The 21,887-nt window shown below is 63.9% G+C and carries 19 protein-coding genes, 1 tRNA gene and 1 pseudogene; 15 read left to right on the top strand and 6 right to left on the bottom strand.

Annotated elements, in window-relative coordinates:
• Positions 1-54: 54 nt before the first annotated feature.
• Together FCN77_RS14125 and FCN77_RS14130 are read left to right on the top strand one after the other, a co-directional pair.
• On the top strand, positions 55-1,023 hold the full coding sequence (locus FCN77_RS14125) for an alpha/beta hydrolase (RefSeq protein WP_137322776.1): 969 nt from the start codon (positions 55-57) through the stop codon (positions 1,021-1,023).
• A gap of 76 nt (positions 1,024-1,099) precedes the next feature.
• Entirely contained in the window at positions 1,100-2,164 is a 1,065-nt protein-coding gene (locus FCN77_RS14130) for a hypothetical protein (protein ID WP_137322777.1), read from the top strand.
• Positions 2,165-2,261: 97 nt separating this feature from the next.
• Here FCN77_RS14130 and FCN77_RS14135 read toward each other — a convergent pair whose 3' ends face one another.
• Complete coding sequence (locus FCN77_RS14135) at positions 2,262-3,272, bottom strand: PDR/VanB family oxidoreductase (protein ID WP_137322778.1); 1,011 nt, start codon at positions 3,270-3,272, stop codon at positions 2,262-2,264.
• 32 nt (positions 3,273-3,304) lie between these two features.
• Positions 3,305-4,399, bottom strand: a complete 1,095-nt coding sequence (locus FCN77_RS14140; protein ID WP_175417262.1) for an aromatic ring-hydroxylating dioxygenase subunit alpha — start codon at positions 4,397-4,399, stop codon at positions 3,305-3,307.
• A 176-nt stretch (positions 4,400-4,575) separates the two neighbouring features.
• Here FCN77_RS14140 and FCN77_RS14145 point away from each other — a divergent pair, with 176 nt between their 5' ends.
• From FCN77_RS14145 to FCN77_RS14160, 4 genes are all read left to right on the top strand, one after another.
• Positions 4,576-5,208 carry a PadR family transcriptional regulator gene (locus tag FCN77_RS14145; RefSeq protein WP_137322780.1) on the top strand — a complete coding sequence of 211 codons (633 nt, stop codon included), beginning with the start codon at positions 4,576-4,578 and terminating at the stop codon, positions 5,206-5,208.
• 70 nt (positions 5,209-5,278) lie between these two features.
• A complete protein-coding gene (locus tag FCN77_RS14150) occupies positions 5,279-6,241 on the top strand; it encodes an AraC family transcriptional regulator (protein ID WP_175417263.1) in 963 nt (320 codons plus the stop codon).
• Positions 6,242-6,376: 135 nt separating this feature from the next.
• Positions 6,377-7,864 carry an aldehyde dehydrogenase gene (locus FCN77_RS14155; protein WP_137322782.1) on the top strand — a complete coding sequence of 496 codons (1,488 nt, stop codon included), beginning with the start codon at positions 6,377-6,379 and terminating at the stop codon, positions 7,862-7,864.
• A gap of 9 nt (positions 7,865-7,873) precedes the next feature.
• Positions 7,874-8,980 carry an NAD(P)-dependent alcohol dehydrogenase gene (locus tag FCN77_RS14160; RefSeq protein WP_137322783.1) on the top strand — a complete coding sequence of 369 codons (1,107 nt, stop codon included), beginning with the start codon at positions 7,874-7,876 and terminating at the stop codon, positions 8,978-8,980.
• 256 nt (positions 8,981-9,236) lie between these two features.
• Here the strand turns inward: FCN77_RS14160 and FCN77_RS14165 are convergent.
• Positions 9,237-9,320: transfer RNA gene (locus FCN77_RS14165), tRNA-Leu, on the bottom strand.
• A 164-nt stretch (positions 9,321-9,484) separates the two neighbouring features.
• Here FCN77_RS14165 and FCN77_RS14170 point away from each other — a divergent pair.
• Entirely contained in the window at positions 9,485-10,789 is a 1,305-nt protein-coding gene (locus FCN77_RS14170; RefSeq protein ID WP_137322784.1) for a M20/M25/M40 family metallo-hydrolase, read from the top strand.
• Between the two features lie 36 nt (positions 10,790-10,825).
• Positions 10,826-11,988: pseudogene (locus FCN77_RS14175) on the top strand (acyl-CoA dehydrogenase family protein).
• A 98-nt stretch (positions 11,989-12,086) separates the two neighbouring features.
• Here the strand turns inward: FCN77_RS14175 and FCN77_RS14180 are convergent.
• The gene (locus FCN77_RS14180) at positions 12,087-12,320 is read right to left on the bottom strand and encodes a DUF5703 family protein (protein WP_137322785.1); all 234 of its coding nucleotides are present in this window, start codon (positions 12,318-12,320) and stop codon (positions 12,087-12,089) included.
• A gap of 39 nt (positions 12,321-12,359) precedes the next feature.
• Here FCN77_RS14180 and FCN77_RS14185 point away from each other — a divergent pair, with 39 nt between their 5' ends.
• Complete coding sequence (locus FCN77_RS14185) at positions 12,360-12,620, top strand: hypothetical protein (protein WP_137322786.1); 261 nt, start codon at positions 12,360-12,362, stop codon at positions 12,618-12,620.
• Positions 12,621-12,663: 43 nt separating this feature from the next.
• Here FCN77_RS14185 and FCN77_RS14190 read toward each other — a convergent pair whose 3' ends face one another.
• Entirely contained in the window at positions 12,664-13,599 is a 936-nt protein-coding gene (locus FCN77_RS14190; protein ID WP_137322787.1) for an aldo/keto reductase, read from the bottom strand.
• A 52-nt stretch (positions 13,600-13,651) separates the two neighbouring features.
• On the opposite strand from FCN77_RS14190, the gene FCN77_RS14195 reads away from it, so the two are divergent.
• Both FCN77_RS14195 and mshC read left to right on the top strand, forming a co-directional pair.
• Positions 13,652-14,485 carry an undecaprenyl-diphosphate phosphatase gene (locus FCN77_RS14195; protein ID WP_137322788.1) on the top strand — a complete coding sequence of 278 codons (834 nt, stop codon included), beginning with the start codon at positions 13,652-13,654 and terminating at the stop codon, positions 14,483-14,485.
• A 15-nt stretch (positions 14,486-14,500) separates the two neighbouring features.
• The gene (gene mshC, locus FCN77_RS14200; protein ID WP_137322789.1) at positions 14,501-15,778 is read left to right on the top strand and encodes a cysteine--1-D-myo-inosityl 2-amino-2-deoxy-alpha-D-glucopyranoside ligase; all 1,278 of its coding nucleotides are present in this window, start codon (positions 14,501-14,503) and stop codon (positions 15,776-15,778) included.
• 72 nt (positions 15,779-15,850) lie between these two features.
• Here the strand turns inward: mshC and FCN77_RS14205 are convergent, their stop codons facing one another.
• Positions 15,851-16,756: a PAC2 family protein gene (locus FCN77_RS14205; protein WP_137322790.1), complete on the bottom strand. Its 906-nt coding sequence runs from the start codon at positions 16,754-16,756 to the stop codon at positions 15,851-15,853.
• A 200-nt stretch (positions 16,757-16,956) separates the two neighbouring features.
• On the opposite strand from FCN77_RS14205, the gene FCN77_RS14210 reads away from it, so the two are divergent.
• The 4 genes from FCN77_RS14210 (at position 16,957) to arc (ending at position 21,863) form a co-directional block, all read left to right on the top strand.
• Complete coding sequence (locus tag FCN77_RS14210) at positions 16,957-17,658, top strand: HAD family phosphatase (RefSeq protein WP_254678561.1); 702 nt, start codon at positions 16,957-16,959, stop codon at positions 17,656-17,658.
• On the top strand, positions 17,651-18,838 hold the full coding sequence (locus FCN77_RS14215) for a site-2 protease family protein (protein WP_137322792.1): 1,188 nt from the start codon (positions 17,651-17,653) through the stop codon (positions 18,836-18,838). Before FCN77_RS14210 ends, FCN77_RS14215 begins: the two co-directional genes overlap by 8 nt.
• A 102-nt stretch (positions 18,839-18,940) precedes the next feature.
• Positions 18,941-19,999, top strand: a complete 1,059-nt coding sequence (locus tag FCN77_RS14220) for a tRNA (adenine-N1)-methyltransferase (RefSeq protein ID WP_137322793.1) — start codon at positions 18,941-18,943, stop codon at positions 19,997-19,999.
• 82 nt (positions 20,000-20,081) lie between these two features.
• Positions 20,082-21,863: a proteasome ATPase gene (gene arc / locus FCN77_RS14225; RefSeq protein WP_137322794.1), complete on the top strand. Its 1,782-nt coding sequence runs from the start codon at positions 20,082-20,084 to the stop codon at positions 21,861-21,863.
• Positions 21,864-21,887: the final 24 nt, after the last annotated feature.

A 21,887-nucleotide genomic window follows, 5' to 3' on the forward strand; every position in this document is an offset into this window, starting at 1 on the left:
ATGCCTAGGCTGAATTCAGGTCACAACGCGGTGACCGGCCACCCAGGAGACGCCATGACGCCAGTCCACAAAGCCCCACCGTTTGACATTGAGCTGGGCTCAACACTCGCTTCGTTGGGTGATCTGCTCAATCCCACACTGACTCCCGACATGATTGCCGGGATGCGGGGTGGCCCCCTCACCGCATCCATTGAGGAGCAGCTTGTGGGCCATGCCGTGTCTCACCAGGAGCGGACAATCCCCGGCCCTGATGGCGCCCCGGACCTCATTGTTTCCATCTTCACCAGGACCGATCATGTCCCCGGCGGACCGGGCATCTATCACACGCATGGTGGTGGCATGGTGATCGGCGACCGCTTCCTCGGGGCGGACATGCTGATTGAGTGGGTGGAGCTCATGGACGCCGTTGCGGTGTCCGTTGAGTACCGCCTGGCCCCCGAAAATCCCGACCCCGCACCTGTGGAGGATTGCTACGCCGGCCTCCTCTGGACAGCCGGGCATGCGGAAGAGCTCGGCTTCGACCCGGAGCGCCTGATCATCGCCGGGGCGAGCGCTGGCGGTGGGCTCGCCGCCGGGGTGGCCCTCTTGGCACGGGACAGAGGCGGCCCGACGCTGGCAGGCCAGGTTCTGATCTGCCCCATGCTCGACGACCGCAATGAAACGGTCTCCAGCTACCAGATTGATGGCTTCGGGTTGTGGGACCGTACCAGCAACGACACCGGTTGGGATGCCCTGCTGGGCGACCGGCGCAAGACGCCGGAAGTGTCCATTTATGCCGCACCGGCCAGGGCAACTGACCTGTCCGGCCTGCCGCCCGCCTTCATCGACGTGGCAACGGCAGAAGTGTTCCGCGATGAAGTGGTTGCCTACGCCTCGGGAATCTGGGCCGTAGGAGGCGTTGCCGAACTTCATGTATGGGCCGGTGGATTCCATGGCTTCGACATGATCGTGCCGCAGGCCGCGCTGTCGATCCATGCCCGCGACGTTCGAACGAAATGGGTTCGCCGCATGCTTGGCGCCTGACGGAGGCGGTGGTCGGTCTACCAGTTTCCGGGCGGAGTAAAATTCGGATGACGAGCTAACTCAACGAGCGGCAAATATGCAGGGATTGGTTTGGCGCCTCAAGGCGCTTGACCCTGAGGCCTCCGAAAGCCTTAAGGTGATCGCGTACTTTGACGCGCTCGTCCACGGACACGCAAGTGCCCAGGTGCTGTTGAGTGGCGCCGCAGTGTTGAGCGGCTGCCCAGCCGGATATGTCCTGGGCGGCAACTCCTTACGCGTTGATGCCTCCGGTATAAGAACCGGCCCCGCCGGTGCCGATGGATCCGGTTCGGACAGTTCCAAGGGACCCGGCAGTTGGCCTGGACACGATTTCGGCGACGGCGGGCGGATCTGGATTGAGCGTTCCGGCCCCGCCTTCGCCAACGACGAAATGATCCTGGAGCGGGTGGCGATCGCCCTTGGGATCTCCTTCGACCGCACCAGCCCCGTGGCCGCTTCCCGCCGGGCCATCGAGATGCTCATCGATGGCATGGCACCTCTCGACAGGCGGATGGACGCCGCAGCCATGCTTCGCCTTGACCGTGATAGGGCCTACAGGGTTGTGGCCGTTCCAGCATCCGCCGAACTGCCCACGCCGAGCACCGTGATTTACACGGTTGTTGGCCCGGTGCGGGCAGCTGTCCCCCGGCTCCCCGCTAAACAGCTCGGCGACGCACAGCTTTCGGCGGCGGGGCCCGGATCACGCTCAGGTGTTGGCCTGGCCGTGGAACCCGGCTTGCTCCACCGCTCCTGGGCATCTGCGCTGCTCGCCCTGCGCCTGACGTCCGAGCGCCAGCCCCGGCAGCTCGCGGATGACCTGGGCGGTCTTCTTGTCTTTGCGGAGGCAGCCGATTCCTCCGCATACCAAGTCCCTGACGTCACGGCACTCAAGCGCCTCGTGACGAGGCACTCCAAAGCTCTCGAATTGCTCGAATCCCTTGCCTCGTCCAACAGCCTTCGGGCTGTTGCCGACGAGGTTGGCCTGCATCACTCCAGCGTTCAGGCTCGGGCAGCTGACTACTCGACGGAGCTCGGTTTTGACATCCGCACGGCGCCGGGACGGGTACGCCTATCGCTCGCACTGACTCTGTATAAGCTCGCCACGACCAGGTTCGCCCTATAAGGGCCGTAACCTCCCGGATGCTAGGAACGCGACTGCGTCCGCGGCTTCCTCCGGCTCCCACGATTTGCACCAGTAACGAGCGCCACCCCCGACGCCGTCAGGAGACTTCCACGGTCACCGTCGCCGTGCCGGAGTGGGATGCTTCGGCCATCAGGTCCGTTCTGGAGGTGACGGCCCTGGAGACGCAGCAGGCCATTCGCTCGTTGGCGTTCTTCTGCCTGGTGCTGTAAAAGACGTCGCGGTGGTCAATGGCACCTTGCAGCTTGAGGATCCGCACCTCGCAGAGACCGCATTCACCCTTGCGGCAGTCGAACATCATGTCCGCTCCCGCATCCTCCAAGGCTTCGAGCATGGAACGGCCCTGGCCCACCGGGACTTCCAGACCCAGGCTGGGCACCTTGACAATGAATTCCTCCGGGTCATACCAGCCGCTGTTGCCGAAGGTTTCGTAGCGCAGGTTGGAGTTTTTGAGCTCCCGCTCTTTCCAGGAGCGTCGGACAGCGTCCATCAGCCGGATGGGCCCGCACATGTACAGTTCGGTGTCGGCGGCAGCGCTGGCCACGAGGGTTTTCACGTTGAAGGGCGTTCCGTCGTCATCCGCGTGCACCACCAGGTTGTTGCCGTGCAACTCCTGGAGCTCATCCACATACGCCATTGCTGCACGGCTGCGGCCCGCGTAGACCAAGGTGTAGTCCCGGCGGAGGCTCTTAAGGATCCGGGCCATGTTGATCATTGCTGTGATGCCGATCCCGCCGGCCAGCAGGATGTATTGTTCGGCGCCGACCCGGAGCGGAAAGTTCTGCAGGGGCTGCGTGATCTCCAGTTGGTCACCGGCCTTCAGGGTGTGCATGAAGAGCGAACCGCCCCGGGACAGCGGAGCTCTAAGTATGCTAATCACCAGGCGCGTGCCGTCCTCGCTGGCCTCGACGATGGAGTACGAGCGCTTGTCCTTGTGGCCGTCAATGCGGACCATCACATCGATATGGGATCCTGGATCGGCCCTCGTCGGCTGGGAAGGCTCCAGCACAATCCTCCGGATGTTGGTGGCGATGTTCCGGGCCTCGACAACTTTTCCCAGCTGCCAGACCTCAATGTTTGTAGCTGCCATGGTTAGTTCCCTGTCTCGTGGCTGCCCCTTCCCTAAGCGACGGGAACGAGGCGGCCTTCGGATTCCAGCTGGCGTTCGATGAGTCGGCGGACCCACATTCCGCCGGCGTCGATGTTGAGGTTGTAGAACTCGTAGTCCGGGTTGGCGTCGATGGCAGACTGTTGCGCGGTGAGCATGGCCTCGTCCTCACCGAACACGCCATGCACGCCCTCCCGCAGCTGGGTGGTGATCAGCTGGCTGTCCAAACGGTAGTTGCGCATGAAGGCCCAGAAGTAGTGGCATGACTTGCCACTTTCAGGGGTGATGGCATTCATGACGAAGCCGTTGACGCCCTGGCTGCGGTCGCCGTCGAAGGCTCCGGTGCCGGCTTTCGCCACTCCTACGTCAATGTTGATGACGGACGGGGAACGGTAGGTGATGATTTGCCAGCGATCGACCTTGCCCTGGAAGCCTGGGAATTTGTCCCGCATGTTCTTGAGCCAGAAGGGCGGGGCATCAATATTGAACATCCAGCGGGCAACGGTGACGGTTCCAGCATCGTGCGTGACCACGAAGTCTGATTCGCTGAGCTCTTCCTGGCCTATGGAGGAGGAGTGGATAAATTCTTCGTGGGTGAGATCCATGAGGTTGTCCAGCACGAGCTGGAAGTTGCAGGGGGCGTAGATGGTCTCGCCGTCGCCTGCCCATTCCGGGGAGTCCAGCTGGTGCATGTCTGGCACCAGCTCGGGGTCGGCTTTGGTGGGATCACCGAGCCAGACCCATACGTACCGGTGCCGCTCCACGACGGGGAAGGACGGCACCGTGGCACTGGGGTTTATGGTCTCCTGGGCCGGCATGGACACGCAGCGCCCCGCGGAGTCGTAAACGATGCCGTGGTACGGGCACTGGATCTGGTCCTTGCCGAGCGTTTTGCCCATGGATAGCGGTGCGAGCCGGTGCCAGCAGGCGTCAGCCAGGGCCACAGCCCTGCCGTCCTCTGTCCGGTACAGAGCCAGCGGGCGGCCCGCGACTTTCCGGGACATGGGTTTGCGGTTCAATTCCTTGTCCCAGGCTGCGACGTACCAGACGTTCAGCGGGTAGCCAAGGACCTTGTTGGTGGTGGAACTCTGGGTCCGGACAGCAGTCACGGTTAATCCTTCCAGTTACCCGCCAGCGTCGACAATGATGCAAGCGATTCGTCGTGGTGTGGGTACTCGCACTGCGTGAGATGTCCGAAATACCTATCGACATAGGTAGTGCGCTGAATCACAGAATATCTATGGATATAGTTATTAGCAAGGGCCGAAGGAAAGAGGTTCATTCGATGAGTCTTCGCTACGCACTGCTGGCATTACTCTCCGTGGAGCCGATGACGGGCTATGACCTGTCCAAGCGCTTTGAATCGTCTGTGGCGTATGTGTGGCATGCGCCGGACTCGCAGATCTACCCGGAGCTGAGGCGGATGGAGAAGGACGGGCTCCTGGCCGGGGAGGAAATCCCGTGGGGCCCCAACAGCAAAAAGACGCAGTACCGGATAACAGCGGAAGGTATCGCGGCGTTCCGTGAGTGGATGAACACGCCGTTGGAGTACTCCCGCGAGCGGGATCCGGTGCACCTGAAAGCCGCCTATCTGGAATGGGCCGACCACGACTCGGCAATGGCGCATATGCAGGCCCACATTGACTACCACACGCTTCGACGCGAGCAGTGGGCCGGGATGATCGAAGAGCTGCGGACCGGGACCAACGTGATGCTGGCAAAACGTCTGGCGGCAACCCCGGAGCCGGACCGGCGACGCACAACCGAGTTTAAGATCTTCACGTATGAGGGCCTGGTTGCCCGTGCGGAGACGGAAATAGAATGGGGCCGCCGCGGCCTGGAGCTCATCGATTTGCTCGACGGCGCTTCCGGAGTGGGGAGCGGTCCCCTTGCCCCTGGTTCCGGCCCCGTGCTGTAGTTGACGAATGCGCGACACAGCGGTTCCCGCAGCTGACAATCGAGCCCAGGCGGCCCCGATTCGCCTTGCCGTGAGCAGCAACGCCCCCGATGAGGCTTCGGAATTAGGCGGCCGCGTCTGGTACCCCCACCGGTTGGACATCGGCCGTTCAGCTGCCGGTTTTCAGTGGCGAGTCAATGCCATCAAGGTGCAGGGGGTGACCGTTGGCCTGCTGGAGTACGGCACGCCGGTCAGGATCACCACCGGCGACCTGGAGACCGCTTACCAGGTCAACTTTCCCCGGTTCGGCAGGCTGAGGTTTTCCCAAGGAAACAGCGTGGTGCTGGGCACCCCCTCTGCCGCAGCCATCCACGGACCCGTCCGCGCGACTGGAATCCAGGGCTGGTCCGAGCCGGCGCAGCTGCTCGGGCTGAAGATTCCCACGTCCGTGATGCATCAGGAACTCGAAGCGCTACTCGGACGCTCCGCCCGTCAGGAAGTTGCCTTTGAGGGTTCTTTTGACCTGACGTCCCACAGGGGAAAGGAATGGCGTTCGGCCGTGGAGCTGCTGGTAGCCGGCCTGCGGAATCCGGACTCGCTGCTGACCGCGCCTTTAATGGCGCACGCCGCGGTCCAGTACGCCGTACGGGGGCTGCTGCTGTCCGCGCCCAACAACTACAGCGAAGAGCTGGCAGGGGACGCTGAGGCTGTTGGATCTGCCGCCGTCCGGCGCGCCATAGAATTCATGGAGTCCAACGCCCACCTGCCCATCACGCTGGAGGCGTTGGCCGCCGGTGCCTTTGTCAGCCCGCGGGCTCTCCAGCTGGGCTTCCGGAAACACCTGGACACAACACCGATGGATCATTTACGCACCATCCGTCTCCGTCGGGTGCATAGCGAACTTCTTTCGGCCCCCGCCTCCACTCGGGTCAGCGACGTCGCGGCACGCTGGGGGTTTCCGCACGCCGGGCGGTTCGCTATCCACTTTGCGAAGACTTTCGGCGAAGCACCCTCGCAAACGTTGAAGAAATCAACGGAAATATCGGGGCTGTAGCGCTCACTGTCCAAATCGCGCAAAGGCCCATTGCCTCCTCCCTGTTTGACGCGAATGATGATCCACATCACTTAAGACCCTGCGCGGAGTGAGCGCCCGGGCTGAGATTCACGCGAACAAGGGAGTTCAACCGAAATGACAATCCAGGAGTCCCGGACCCCGTCGGCCACGCTTCCGGGCGCCGTTACCAGGGGCCAGTTGTTCATCGACGGCGAATGGCGGCCTTCGTCCGACGGCGGGACAGCGGACATCATCAACCCAGCTACCGGTGCAGTCGTCGCAACCGTCGCCGCCGGAACAACGGCGGACATCAATGCCGCAGTCAATGCGGCCAAAGCCGCGTTCGCCCCCGGACGATGGTCCGGCCTCAGCGGACGGGAACGCTCACGCGTTTTGAACAAGGCAGCGCTTCTCATCCGTGAACGCGCCGAGGAACTGGCGCTCACCGAGAGCACCGACGTCGGAAAGCCCATCACCTTTGCCCGCGTGGTGGACGTGGCGACGGCGGCCGACCAGTACGAGTACGTCGCCGCCATGGCACAGCAGCTGGACGGTTCCGTCCGGGAAACACCCCTGCAGGCGCATGCGTTCACGAAGAGGGAACCACTGGGCGTGGTCGCGGCGATCACCCCGTTCAACTTCCCGCTGATCCTTTCCAGCACCAAGATCGCTGCCGCGCTGGCGGCGGGCAACTCGGTGGTACATAAGCCGGCGGGCGACACCCCGCTCAGTGCGCTGCTCATGGCTGAAATCCTCACTGATGCCGGTGTTCCGGCGGGAGTGTTCAACGTCGTGACAGGGTCGGGAGGAACACTTGGCGACCACCTGGTGGCGCACGCGGGTGTCAGCAAGGTGGCCTTCACCGGCTCCACCGAAGTCGGGCGACACGTCGCGGCCCTGGCGGGCCAGAACCTCCGTCCGGTCACCGCTGAACTCGGCGGAAACGCGGCGAACATCCTTTTCGCCGACGCCGACCTGGACAAGGCCGTCGGCACCGTGATTGGCGCGTTCGTCTTCAATTCCGGGCAGTTCTGCATGGGAGGACCGCGCCTGCTTGTGGAACGGCGAATCTACGAAACGGTCCTGGGGGTCTTGAAAGAGGCCGTCGCCGGTGTGCCGGTGGGGGACCCCCGGGACCCGGAAACCGTCATGGGTCCGCTGGCTAGCCGCAAGCAGCTGGAAAAGGTGGCGAGCTATGTTGACGGGGCCCGGGCAGCCGGCGGCCAGGTCATCGTGGGTGGAGAGCCGCTGGATCTCGACGGCGGGTACTTTTACAGGCCCACAGTCATCGCGGGGCTCGACAACGACGCCGCAGCGGTCCGCGAGGAAGTCTTCGGCCCGGTCCTGACGGTCCAGCCCTTCGACACGGAGGAGGAAGCGATCGAGCTGGCCAACGCCACCGAATACGGGCTCGCCGCCGGGGTCCAGACTTCAAGCATCGCCCGGGCGCACCGAGTTTCCTCGAAACTTGATGCTGGCATTGTCTGGGTCAATTCCTGGGCGCTGCTTGACCCGGCTGTGCCCTTCGGCGGGGTCAAGAATTCCGGCTGGGGCCGCGAGTATGGTCCTGAGGCATTGGAGTCCTACACCCATACCAAGTCCGTCATCATTGGCACTGACTAGGAGCCGACCATGCCCTTTACAACCGAAGCCGCGGTCGTTGAATCCGCCGGCGCGGAGTTCGTCATCCAGTCCGTGGAGCTCGATAATCTGCGGCCCCATGAAGTTCTCATCGACATCAAAGCGGCGGGCCTCTGCCACACTGACCTGTCCGTTGCCGGGGGAGGCCTGCCGTTTCCCCTGCCGGGTGTGCTTGGGCATGAGGGGGCCGGCATTGTCGCGGAGGTTGGTTCTGCTGTCGCCCGCGTTCATGCGGGCGACAGGGTTGTGCTGTCCTTTACCTCCTGTGGAAGCTGCGGCAACTGCCGGGACGGCCATCCGGCCTACTGCGACACGTGGCTTCCGGAGAACCTGATCGGCGGAGCCAGAAACGACGGAACCTCCCCGATCTCAAGGGGTGGAGAATCCATCGGTGGTCATTTCTTCGGTCAGTCATCATTCGCGGGAAGGGCGGTGGTGGATGAGCGCAGCATCGTTAAAGTGGAGACCACTCGTCCGCTTGAGCACCTCTCACCACTGGCCTGCGGCGTGCAGACCGGTGCGGGTGCCGTCTGGAACGCCGTCCGGCCCAAACCCGGTTCCAGCCTTGTGGTGTTCGGCGTCGGAGCCGTCGGCCTCTCGGCCATCATGGCCGCGGTGCTCACCCCGGCCGTCACCATCATCGCCGTGGACCGGGTTCCGTCGCGTCTGGAACTGGCCCGCGAGCTTGGAGCAACCCACACGATTGACGCGTCGCTGATCCAGGATGTCCCGGCCGAGATCCGGAAGATCACTGAAGGGGGAGCGGACGCCGCCATCGAGGCGACCGGAAATACCAAGGTCCTGGAGCAAGCAGTCTTCTCAACGGCGGCACGAGGCCAGATCGTGGCGGTCGGCGCCCCGGCGTTCGGTGCCACGGCCGCTGTGGACGTCAACTTCATCATGGCCGGCCGCCGCGTTCAGGGCATCACCCTGGGCGACAGCGAAATTGAAACGCTCATCCCGGCCATCGTGGCCCTGATGGAAGCCGGACGCTTCCCCGTGGACAAACTGATCACTACCTACAAGCTCGAAGACATCAATCGGGCAGCCGAAGATATGAGGACCGGCTCAGCGATCAAACCCGTCATGGTTCTCTGACGGCAGTTGCAGTTCAGCATGGCCGCTGGCCAGTATGCGGCGACCAGGTCAAGGCGACTGCCCGACGGCGGAAAGTGCCGCCGTCGGGCCCTTAGTCGGGCCCTTAAGGGAGCGCGACTTGGTGGGGAGCGGGGGAGTTACGTCTGCCGCAGGTCGGTCAGGCCGCGGTTCCGGGTTTCGGGCGAAACCCTGGCATTCGCGTTGGCGAGGACAGAAAAAAGCCCCTGGAATCCGTGGATTCCAGGGGCTTTCCCTTGTGCGCGGAGGGGACTTGAACCCCCACCCCCTTTCGAGGACTAGCACCTCAAGCTAGCGCGTCTGCCATTCCGCCACCCGCGCAGGTGGAAATTCGGAGATCGTTTCCGCCTTTCAGCGTTTTGGATTTCTCCGAAGCAGCGAGAAAGACTCTAGCACGACTTTTCCGGAAACAAATAATCGGGGCCCGAGGGGGAGGTGTGGGTAGGCTGAAGCCAGCACGCGAGCCGCCGCCATGAGGAGTGAAACATGACTGAAGTACGCCCCGAGGATGAAGTTGTCAGGATCTGCCAGGAACTCATCAGAATTGACACTTCGAACTATGGGGACGGCTCCGGCCCCGGGGAGCGCGCGGCTGCCGAGTACACCGCAGGACTCATCACCGAGGTGGGGCTGGAAGCGGAGATCTTCGAATCGGCACCGGGCCGCGCCAATGTGGTGACCCGCATTGCTGGCGAGGACCCCTCGGCCAGCGCGCTGGTGGTTCACGGACACCTGGACGTCGTGCCCGCGCTCAGGGATCAGTGGTCGGTCGATCCGTTCGGTGCCGAACTCAAGGACGGCATGATCTGGGGCCGGGGAGCCGTAGACATGAAGGACATGGATGCCATGATCCTCTCCGTGATGCGCAGCTTTGCCCGTACCGGACGCAAACCCAAACGTGACCTGATCTTTGCGTTCTTTGCCGATGAGGAGGCCGGCGGCACTTACGGAGCCCGTTACGCCGTCGAGAACCGGCGGGAACTCTTCGAGGGCGCCACGGAGGCAATATCCGAGGTGGGCGGCTTTTCCGCGACCATCGGCGGCCAGCGCACCTACCTGCTGCAGACCGCGGAGAAAGGCCTGTCCTGGCTCCGGCTGGTGGCCCACGGCCGCGCAGGCCACGGATCACAGATCAACACGGACAACGCCGTCACGCGCCTTGCCAGCGCCGTCTCCCGCATCGGTGAGTACCGGTGGCCGGTCGAACTGACACCCACCACCCGGCAGTTCCTCGACGGCGTGACGGAACTCACAGGCGTTGAGTTCGACCCGGACGATCCGGACAAACTCCTGAAGGAACTGGGCACCGTGGCACGGTTCGTGGGCGCCACCCTCCAGAACACCACAAACCCGACGCTCCTTAAAGGCGGCTACAAGCACAACGTCATCCCCGAGTCGGCTGAGGCCCTCGTGGATTGCCGGACGCTTCCCGGCCAGGAGCAGCAGGTCCTGGAGATCGTCAAGGAACTGGCCGGCAACGGAGTAGAGGTCTCGTACGTCCACAATGACGTGTCGCTTGAGGTGCCGTTCGCAGGCAACCTGGTGGATTCGATGATTGATGCGCTGCACACCGAGGACCCGGGCGCCAAGGTCCTCCCCTACACGCTGTCCGGCGGTACTGACAACAAGTCGCTGAGCAGGCTGGGGATCACCGGTTACGGCTTCGCGCCGCTCCAGCTCCCGGATGAACTCGACTTCACCGGCATGTTCCACGGGGTGGACGAGCGTGTACCGGCTGACTCCCTCAAGTTCGGCGCGAGGGTGCTTGACAGGCTGCTGACCAACTACTGATCCGTCGCATTCGCCGACGCCCACGAAAGCCAGACCATGACACCGGAACAGATCCTCGCCGATGCCCTCCTGGAACGCATCCGCGGCCGTGCCGGCCGCTACGACCAGGAGAACGGGTTCTTCGCCGAAGACCTGGAGGAACTCGCCGCGGCGGGGTACCTCAAGATCTTCGTGCCGGAGTCCGACGGCGGACTGGGGCTGGGTCTTGCGGCGGCAGCGCAGCTGCAGAGAAGGCTGGCGACGGCGGCCCCGGCCACCGCCTTGGCGATCAACATGCATCTGGTGTGGACCGGCGTCGCGCATGTCCTGGCTGCCCGTGGCGATGATTCGCTCGGCTTTGTTCTCCGGGAGGCCGCGGAGGGGGAGATTTTCGCGTTCGGAAACTCGGAAGCCGGCAACGACTCGGTGCTTTTTGATTCACGGACCGTTGCAACACCCCACGCTGACGGCAGTTACAGCTTCACCGGCCGGAAGATCTTCACCAGCCTGTCGCCGGCATGGACCAGGCTGGGCATCTTCGGCAAGGACGGCTCGGCCAGGGAGGGAGAGGGTGAACTGGTTCACGGGTTCATCACCCGCGACACTCCCGGCTACGAAATCCTCGACGACTGGAACACCCTCGGCATGCGGGCGAGCCAGTCAAACACCACAGTGCTGGCGGATGCCAGAGTGGCCCCCGACCGGATCTTCCGGAAACTGCCGGTGGGCCCGAACGCGGACCCGCTGATCTTCGCGATCTTCGCCTGCTTCGAGACCCTGCTGGCCGGCGTCTACACCGGCCTCGGCGAGCGGGCGCTGGAACTCGGCGTGGAGGCGGTCAAGCGCCGGACATCCTTCAAGAATGATGGACGCAGCTACGCGCAGGACCCCGACATCCGCTGGAAGGTGGCCGAGGCCGCCATGGCCATGGACGCCCTCTACCCCAGCTCGCCGAGCTGTCACGTGACGTTGACAGGCTGGTGGATCACGGCAGCCAGTGGTTCCCCAGGTTAGTGGGCCTCAAAGTCCGGGCCACCGAGACGGCGCGAACCGTTGTTGACCTGGCGATCAGGGTATCCGGCGGCTCCAGCTACTTCCGGGGATCCGAGCTGGAACGGCTCTACCGCGATGTGCTCGCCGGGATGTTCCACCCCTCGAACGACGAGTCGGCGCATAATACAGTGGCAAACGCCTGGCTGGGGCCCCTGGAGACACCGTAATCCGCAGCGCCGTCTTACTAAACGGTCCGCTGGAACCTGCCGTTCTAAACGGTCCGCTGGAGCCTGCCGTTCTAAACGGTCCGCTGGAGCCTGCCGTTCTAAACGGTCCGCTGGACCTGGATGACCTTGCGGCGCAGCCAGAACCGTCTGCCCCCGCCCACGTAAAGCCGGCTGCGCTCGAGCTCCCACTTGCCGTACTCGGAGTGTTCAACGAGGCGTCGGCGCGCCTCCGGCAGCGAATCCTCAGGACCGACCGTCAGTACCAGATACTCGTACTGCCTCACATAGTCCCGCTCCCGCTGGACTGAACTGCTCAGAAAATGTTCTTTCATTGCTCTCCATTTTCGTCCATTTCCGACTAACGTGAAGTCATGAGCATCGATCCGCGTGTCGCGCTTCAGTCCCTGACCACAGCCCTTGAAGAACACCTGATCGCAGCCTCCGCACGGCGGGGCGATGGAGACCCAACGGTCGAAGCGGCGTTCTTTGCCGTAGCTGATGCCTTCGAAGTCTATGACGACTCACTCTATGAGGCCTATGGCGAGGTGACGCCGCTGGAGGTCATAGATGACGTGGATGACGACGAAGATGATGCCGAAGACGACGAGGACCTGGAAATCGTCCAGGAGTGAGAACGCCGTGCCCTGGGCGTGACAACGGCGTTTGCCTGACAGGCTAGTCGACAGCCGAAACGTCCTCGAGTGCCCGGGCGATCTCGGCAGGTACCGGGGCCAGCTGTGAATCCAGAATCTCTTTGAGCTGCACCGGGGACCTGGCACCCACTATTGCGGTGGCCACACCGTGCTGGGCCAGGAGCCAGCTCAACGAAACGTCAATCGCCGACCGGCCAAGACCGCGCGCGGCCATGGCAACTGCTTCCACGATCCTCGATGCAGGCTGCTCGAGGTACGGCTCCACATAGCTTGCCAGCCGCTTCTGCGCCGCACGCGAGTCCGCCGGAATGTGTCCGCGGTACTTGCCGCTCAGCACCCCTCGCCCGAGGGGCGCCCAGGCAAGGAGCCCAAGTCCGGCGTCTTCGATGGCCGGAATGAGCTCGGCTTCAGGCTTCCGCTGCAGCAGGGAGTATTCCGACTGGCTCGCGACGAGCGGGAACCCTGCCACCGCCGCAGCCTTGGCCGTCTGCCAGCCGGTGAAATTCGACACGCCTGCATAGCGTGCCCGGCCGGTGCGGACGGCAAATTCAAGGGCAGACAGGGTCTCCTCCAGGGGGACGTTCGCATCCCAGGCTTGGGCAAACCAGATGTCGACGTAATCCGTACCAAGCCGGGCAAGGCTGGCGTCGAGGCCGGACAGCATGCCGTTGCGGGAGGTGTCGACGCTCCGCCGGCCGTCCGACGTCGAGATACCCGCTTTGGTGGAGATCACCACTTCGGCGCGGGAGACGACGTCGCCCAGCATGGATCCCAACAGCGCCTCCGCCTGGCCGTCTGCGTAAGACGCGGCGGTATCGATCAGGGTTCCGCCGGCGTCCACGAAGGTGCGCAGCAGCTCGGAGGCATCCTGCTCATCGGTCTCGCGTGCCCAGGACATGGTGCCAAGGGATAGCGAGGACACACGCAACCCACTGTTGCCGACATAACGCTGCTGCATAGCTGTTAGCTTACGGGGATTACACAGGGTTCATGACGTAGGGTCTATAAACGTGAACTGGTTTGAAGCGGCCCTGCTGGGTCTTGTACAGGGGCTGACCGAATTCCTCCCGATTTCCTCAAGCGCCCACCTGCGCATCGTGGGCTCCTTCCTGCCAAACGCGGCGGACCCGGGGGCAGCGTTTACGGCCATCACCCAGTTGGGGACCGAGACGGCAGTGATCATCTACTTCTGGCGGGACATCGTCCGCATCATCAAGGCTTGGTTCGGTACGCTGACCCGTCGCGTGCCGATGAACGACCCTGACGCGCGGATGGGCTGGCTGGTGATCCTGGGTAGCCTCCCCATCATCGTCCTCGGACTGATCTTCCAGGACCAGATCGAGTCCGTGCTGCGCAGCCTCTGGATCGTGGCCACCATGCTGATCGTCTTCGGCCTGATCCTTGCCGTGGCCGATGCGGTGGGCTGCCAGCAGCGTGACCTTGACCACCTGACCTATAAGCACGGCATCCTGTACGGGCTGGCCCAGGCCTTGGCCCTTATTCCCGGTGTGTCACGCTCCGGGGGAACCATCACCGCCGGGCTCCTGATGGGGTACACCCGCGAAGCCGCAGCCCGCTATTCCTTCCTCCTGGCCATTCCGGCCGTGTTCGGCAGCGGTCTCTACCAGCTGTACAAAGTGGTCTCCAAGGAAGGGATCACGGGCCCGTTCGGCTTGCCGGAGACGGCCCTGGCCACGGTGATCGCCCTGGTTGTCGGCTACGTCATCATCGGCTGGTTCCTGAAGTTCGTCTCCACCCGGAGCTACCGGCTGTTTGTCTGGTACCGCATCTTCCTTGGACTGGCGCTGTATTTGCTGCTCGGTTTCAATGTCATCAGCGCCTAGCACTAGGCTTGGCCTGTGAAATCCTGGATCTCCCGCCCTGTCCCTCAGCTCCCGGGCCGCATGCCCGCCGTTCGGATTTTCGACTCCGCCAAGGCGGCCTACAGCACCCTTGAGGCCACGGGCGAACAGTCCCTCTATGTCTGCGGCATCACCCCCTACGACGCCACCCACATGGGCCACGCGGCCAGCTATGTAGCGTTCGACCTGCTGAACCGCGCCTGGCGGGATGGCGGCCAACGTGTTGCCTATGTCCAGAACGTGACCGACGTCGATGACCCCCTCCTCGAGCGGGCAACCGCCACAGGAGTGGACTGGCGCGAGCTGGCGGCCAGCCAGATCGAGCTCTTCCAGACCGACATGGAAGCCCTTAACGTCCTGGCCCCCGACCATTACGTCGGCGCGGTCGAATCCGTCCCGGACATTGTTCCGGCCATTGAGCGGCTGCTCGATCTCGGCCTTGCGTACCGGGTCGCCGGTGCTGCCGGGGAACCCGACGGCGACGTTTATTACGACGTCGAAGCCGCCAGCAAACGGTCGGCCGATGCCGGCGCGTGGACGCTGGGATCCGTTTCCGGGCTCTCGGAGACCGAAATGCTGGAACTCTTCGCGGAGCGCGGCGGAGACCCCGGACGGAGCGGCAAGCGCCAGGCCCTGGATCCGCTCCTCTGGCGCATGGCCCGCGACGGCGAGCCCAGCTGGCCCGGCGGGGAACTGGGGGAGGGCCGGCCCGGCTGGCACATCGAGTGCACGGTGATCGCCCAGAAGTACCTGCCCGCACCGTTCACGGTCCAGGGCGGTGGATCCGACCTCGCCTTCCCGCACCACGAGATGGGTGCCGGGCATGCGTATTCGTTGACCGGTGTTCCCCTGGCCCGCCACTTCGCCCACGCCGGAATGGTGGGCCTCGACGGCGAAAAAATGAGCAAATCCAAGGGCAACCTGGTGCTCGTGTCCAAACTTCGGGCCGCCGGCGAAGAGCCCGCTGCCATCCGGCTTGCCATCCTCGCCCACCACTACCGCAGTGACTGGTCCTGGACCGAGGAAGGCTTCGCCGAGGCCAAGGCCAGGCTGGAAACCTGGCGCAGGGCCCTGTCTGCGGCCCAGGAAGGATCGGCGGCAGAACTCGTGGCGGAGATGCGGACCGAACTGTCGAACGATCTCAATGCCCCCGGCGCCCTCGCAGCCGTGGACCGCTGGGCCGCGAACTCCCTGAAGCAGCCGGAAGCCGGATCCGCGATGGACCAGGCGCTGGTCAGCGACGCCGTCAACTCCCTGCTCGGCGTCGAACTCTAACTTTTTTGCAACAAGCTCGGGTATCCGGCGAAGATCGCCGGACACCCGAACTTGTTGGGCACTGCACGCGCCCTACTGTTTGTCCTTGCCGCGGCGCTTAAGGTATCGCTCGAACTCGCGGGCGATGGACTCGCCGCTCGCCTCAGGCAGGTCGGCCGTGTCCTTCGCTTCCTCCAGCTGCCGGACATAGGCGGCAATCTCGGGATCCTCGGTGGCCAACTCATCCACCCCGCGTTCCCAGGCATCCGCCTCTTCGGCCAGTTCGTGCGTGTCCAACGGCACCTGGAGCAGCTCCTCGATCTTGTGCAGCAGGGCCAGCTGGGCTTTCGGTGAAGGAGCCTGGGCAACATAGTGCGGAACAGCTGCCCAGAGCGATACTGTCGGCAGCCCCGCCAGCAGCGCCACCTCCGAAAGCACTCCGACGATCCCCACCGGTCCTTCATACTGCGAGGCTTCAAGGTTCATACGTTCCCGCAACGCGCCGTCGTCCGTGGAGGTGCTGACGGGGATGGGCCGGCTGTGCGGAACGTCCGCGAGCAGTGCACCCACGAGGATGACGTAATCCACATGCAGTGCCTCAGCATGGACCAGCAGCTCTGCCGTGTAGGCCCGCCACTTATAGGACGGCTCCGTGCCCTGGACAAAAATCACATCGACATTCGCGTCGGGGGCGCTTGCCTTGTAGATCCGGGTGGACGGCCACTTGATCTTGCGTTCCCCGGTCGACGTCCGGCGGATAGTGGGCCTGGTGAACTGGAAATCGTAGTATTCGTCGGCGTCAATTGAGGCCACCTTCTTGCCGCCCCAAAGTTTGTTCAGGTAGCGAAGGGCGTCGCTTGCGGCTTCCCCGGCATCGTTCCAGCCTTCAAATGCGGCCAGCATCACGGTGATGCGCTGACCATCAGGCACGGGCTGCAACAGCCGTTCCGGCTCGGGCGTGGCACCCGGTTCAGTGGTGTCTCCCTCGAAGCTATTCATTTCTTCACCCTACGTCCAAGAGGCCGCCGGGTGCATGAAATGAAGGGCTACTAATCTCCGCCGTGCCGCAGCAGCAGTGGGTATCCTGCAGGATATTCGCCGAGGGCTTACTGCGCGGCAGCAGGCGAATGCCGCACCGTAGACTTGGACCTATGCGATCCTCAGCCTCCCAGCCACTTCTTAAAGCCGCGTTATGGGACATGGATGGCACCATCGTCGACACCGAACCGTACTGGATCGAAGCCGAGCATGTGCTCGTCGCGGCCCATGGCGGAGAGTGGTCGCATGCCCAGGCCATGCAGCTCGTTGGGCAGTCCCTGGTTTTCTCCGCAGGCATCCTCCAGGACGCCGGGGTGAAGCTTGAAAAACGCGAAATCATCGACACACTGACGGCCCAGGTCATCAGCAGGGTCCGCACGTCCGTGCCGTGGCGGCCGGGTGCGCGTGAATTGCTGGACCAGCTCCACGAGTCAGGTGTCCGCTGCGCCCTGGTGACGATGTCCGAGGGACCGCTCGCGCGCGAGGTCGTGGCGAGCCTGCCCAAGCCCTACTTTGAATTCCTGGTGACGGGGGACACCGTCACCAACGGCAAGCCGCACCCCGAGGCATACCTGAAGGCTGTCGAGCTTTTGAGGCAACAGGATCCGGACCTCACGATCGACGAATGCGTTGCGCTGGAAGACTCGGCCCCGGGCGTGGCCGCTGCGATGGCGTCAGGCGTTGTGACGGTGGCTATTCCGCACATCGTCCCGCTGCCCGCGGATCCCGCCCGGGCCACCTGGCATTCCCTCGAAGGACGCACCGTGGCAGACCTCCAGGAGCTGGTCACCCGAGGCAACGAATTCCCGGCCGGGGATATCGGCCTTGAAGACGCCGCAGTGGGGAGCCACGGCCTTGACTGAGCCTAAGGGCGGCGGGGACCAGACGGTCGCCAGCGGCCGCAGGGAAGGAATATCACTGGGCCGCATCGCAGGAATCCGCGTGGTGCTGGCGTATTCGTGGTTCATCATCGCGGCCTTCACCGTGATTGTGTACGGCCCGGTCCTTGAGGGCCAATACCCGGACATGGGCATCGCCGCTTACTACGTGGCCTTCGCCTATGCCTTGCTGCTGCTGATCTCCGTGCTGGTTCATGAGCTGGCACACGCCCTGACGGCCAAGATTTTCAACTGGCCCACCGAAAAGATCGTCTTGAACCTCTGGGGCGGCCACACCCAGTTCGAAGGGTTCACCGCCACACCGGGCCGTTCGGTGCTGGTGGCGCTGGCCGGGCCGGCGGCGAACTTCGTCCTGGCCGGCGCCGGCTGGCTGTTCATTTCAGCGGCCGACCCGACAGGCGTGGTTGGGATCCTCTCCAACATCTTTGTTTGGGCGAACCTTCTGATCGGCATCTTCAACGTCCTGCCAGGGCTTCCCTTAGACGGCGGACGCCTCGTTGAGTCCGCCGTCTGGAAAGCCACCGGCAGCCAGGAAAAGGGCACCGTGGCCGCGGGCTGGGCGGGCAGGATCATCGTCATTGCGCTGGCAGTCTGGTTTGTCCTGCTCCCTTTGCTGCGCGGTGACCGCCCGGACGTTTCGCTCATGCTGATCACGGTGCTGGTGGGCAGCTTCCTCTGGATGGGCGCCTCCGCCTCGATCCAGCACGGACGCCTCCGCGGCCGGCTGCACCTTGTAAACGCTGCTGCGCTGGCCGAACCCGCAATCGGGATACCGGAGTCCGCCACCGTGGCGGAAATTCTCCAGCTTGCGCCTTCAGGGACCCCGGCAGTCATTCTGTGCGGACCGGATGGCAGGCCCGCGGGGATCGTGGACACGGCCGCCGTCGCCTCGGTTCCCGTCGGAGCCGCAGCGCAAACGCCGGCCACCGCCGTCTCGCATGCCCTCAGCGCCGGAGCCTACGTGCCGGAATGGTCCCAGGGCCAGGAACTGGTGCAGTACCTCGCCCAGCTCGAAGGGCACGAGTACGCCGTGGTAGATCACCGTGGCAAAGTGACCGGCCTCCTGCGGCAGGCCAGCGTGGTCAGGGCCATTACGGGCAAGGAAATGCGCCGCAGCGGGCGCGCCAGCGCCCAGAACCGGTAGAGTTACCTGCCGGTCGTGAAATATCCGCACCCGGGGCGTGTGCCCGGTGCCCGGCCGTCACGATGCACGGCCACCCAGGTTTACAAAAGCGAGGAATATTCCATGAGCAGCGAAACTGCCGCCAACAACATCACGTCCGGCGACACCGCCGGCACGACCGGCGTCCTGCCGGTGGGCGCCGCGCGCCGCCGGGGACCGTTCCGCGAGGGCGAGCGGGTTCAGTTGACGGACGAGCGCGGCAGGATGAACACCATCACCCTGGAGGCCGGGGGAGCGTTCCATACGCACCGCGGCTTCCTGAACCACGATGAGATCATCGGCATGGTGGACGGGTCCGTTGTGACCAACAATGTGGGCCAGCAGTACCAAACACTCCGTCCGCTGCTCTCGGACTTCGTCCTCTCGATGCCGCGCGGCGCCGCCGTGGTCTACCCCAAGGACGCGGGCCAGATTGTCACCATGGCCGACATCTTCCCCGGCGCCCGCGTCGTGGAAGCCGGCGTGGGCTCCGGCGCGCTGTCGATTTCACTGCTTCGAGCCGTCGGTGACAACGGCTACCTGCACTCGTTCGAGCGGCGCGAAGAATTCGCGGACATTGCCCGCGGCAACGTCGAGACGATCTTCGGCGGACCGCACCCCGCCTGGAAGATCTCCCTCGGCGACTTCCAGGAGGAAGTGGTGCGCAGCGAAGCTCCGGGATCCGTGGACCGCGTGGTCCTGGACATGCTGGCACCCTGGGAATGCCTCGACGCCGTAGCGACGGTCCTGGCCCCCGGTGGCGTGTGGATCAACTACGTGGCCACGGTGACCCAGCTGTCCCGTACGGCCGAAGCCATCCGGGCCGATGGCCGATTCACGGAGCCCGATGCCTGGGAGTCCATGGTCCGAGGCTGGCACTTGGAAGGTTTGGCCGTGCGGCCTGACCACCGCATGGTTGCCCACACAGGATTCCTGCTGGTCACCCGCCGGCTTGCAGACGGCGTCACAGGCATCTCCGTGAAGCGCCGGCCCTCCAAAACCGACTTTGACGAGGCAGACGTCAACGCCTGGACACCCGGCGCCGTCGGTGAGCGGCTCGTGTCCGACAAGAAACTCCGTCGGGCTGCCCGCGACGCCATCGCCGGAACCAATGTCAAGGACGACCCGGAGGTCACGAACTAGTCCGTATTTCGGATGTCTCCAGCAGTACCCGGCTTCTTGGGGCTAAGGTCTTAATAGAAGCGCAGGAAGGGGCTGATGCAAGATGGAGACTCCGAACAACGACTCCTCACGGACACCGGACGAGGCCATAGGGCCACCGGAGCCTGAGAATGTCCGCTACGCGGCCAACGAACTGTCAGTTGCCGACCGCCAGGTGAACATCCTCCGGGATAAACTTCGGCACATTGACCGTCAGCTTGCGGCCGCGACGCAGAACAATTCAAAACTCGTCGGCATGCTGGAGACCGCCAAGGCGGAGATCCTGCGGCTGAAGAACGCACTGGACCAGGAAGGCCAGCCGCCGTACAGCTTCGGCACTATTTTGCAGCTTAATCCAAAGCGGCAACCCACCGCGGGCAACAGCGGGCAGGCCGCCACGGAAGAGTCCGTTGACATCTTCAACGCCGGCCGCAAGATGCGCGTCGGCGTGAGCCCGCTGGTAAACATAAACCAGCTTGCCGTCGGTCAGGAAGTCCTGCTGAACGAAGCCCTCCTGGTGGTGGCCGGCCTCGGTTATGAGCGGGCCGGGGAACTGGTCACGCTCAAGGAAATGCTCGGTACCGACCGCGCCCTCGTAGTGGGACGCGCGGACGAGGAACGTGTGATCCGCCTTTCCGGGGCGCTGATGTCAGAGAAGCTTCGTGTCGGTGATGCGTTGTCCATCGACTCACGGACGGGCTATGCGCTGGAGAAGGTTCCGCGCTCCGAAGTGGAAAACCTCGTCCTTGAGGAAGTTCCGGATATCACGTACGAGGACATCGGTGGGCTGGGGCCCCAGATTGAGCAGATCCGTGATGCCGTGGAGCTGCCGTTCCTGCACCCTGACCTGTACCGTGAACACGGGCTGAAGGCGCCCAAGGGGATCCTTCTCTACGGCCCTCCGGGGTGCGGAAAAACCCTGATCGCCAAGGCCGTGGCCAATTCCCTGGCCGCAAGGGCCGCCGAGCGCACCGGAAACGTGGACCTGAAGAGCTACTTCCTCAATATCAAGGGTCCGGAACTCCTGGACAAATACGTCGGCGAGACGGAGCGGCACATCCGGCTGATCTTCTCGCGGGCACGCGAAAAGGCCTCCGACGGCAGCCCCGTTGTGGTGTTCTTCGACGAGATGGATTCCCTGTTCCGCACCCGCGGCACCGGCATCTCCTCCGACGTCGAAACAACCATCGTCCCCCAGCTGCTCAGCGAGATCGACGGCGTCGAACGCTTGGACAACGTCATCGTCATCGGTGCATCCAACCGCGAGGACATGATTGACCCGGCCATCCTGCGCCCGGGCAGGCTTGACGTGAAGGTCAAGATCCAGCGGCCCGACGCCGAGGCTGCCGCCGACATCTTCTACAAGTACATCACCACCGACCTTCCGTTCCATGAGACAGACCTCGCCGAACACGACGGGGACGTGCAGGCCACGGTTGACGCCATGATCCAGCGCACGGTCGAAGCGATGTACTCCACCGAGAAGTCCAACGAATACCTCGAGGTGACCTACGCCAACGGGGATACCGAAATGCTGTACTTCAAGGACTTCAACTCCGGTGCCGTGGTCCAGAACGTGGTGGACCGGGCCAAAAAGTACGCCATCAAGGATCTCCTGACCACGCAGCAGAAGGGCCTTCGCATCGACCACCTGCTACGCGCCGTCGTCGACGAGTTCCGCGAACACGAGGATATGCCGAACACCACCAACCCTGACGACTGGGCCCGCATCTCCGGCAAGAAGGGCGAGCGCATCACCTACATCCGCACCATCGTGCAGGGCAAGGCGGGACAGGAGCCCGGCAAGTCCATCGAGACCATGCCCAATACGGGCCAGTACCTGTGACGCCCCGCCGCGACGGGCTGCCAG

The sequence above is a fragment of the Arthrobacter sp. 24S4-2 genome, assembly GCF_005280255.1.
In the GTDB taxonomy this organism is placed as follows: Bacteria; Actinomycetota; Actinomycetes; order Actinomycetales; family Micrococcaceae; genus Arthrobacter.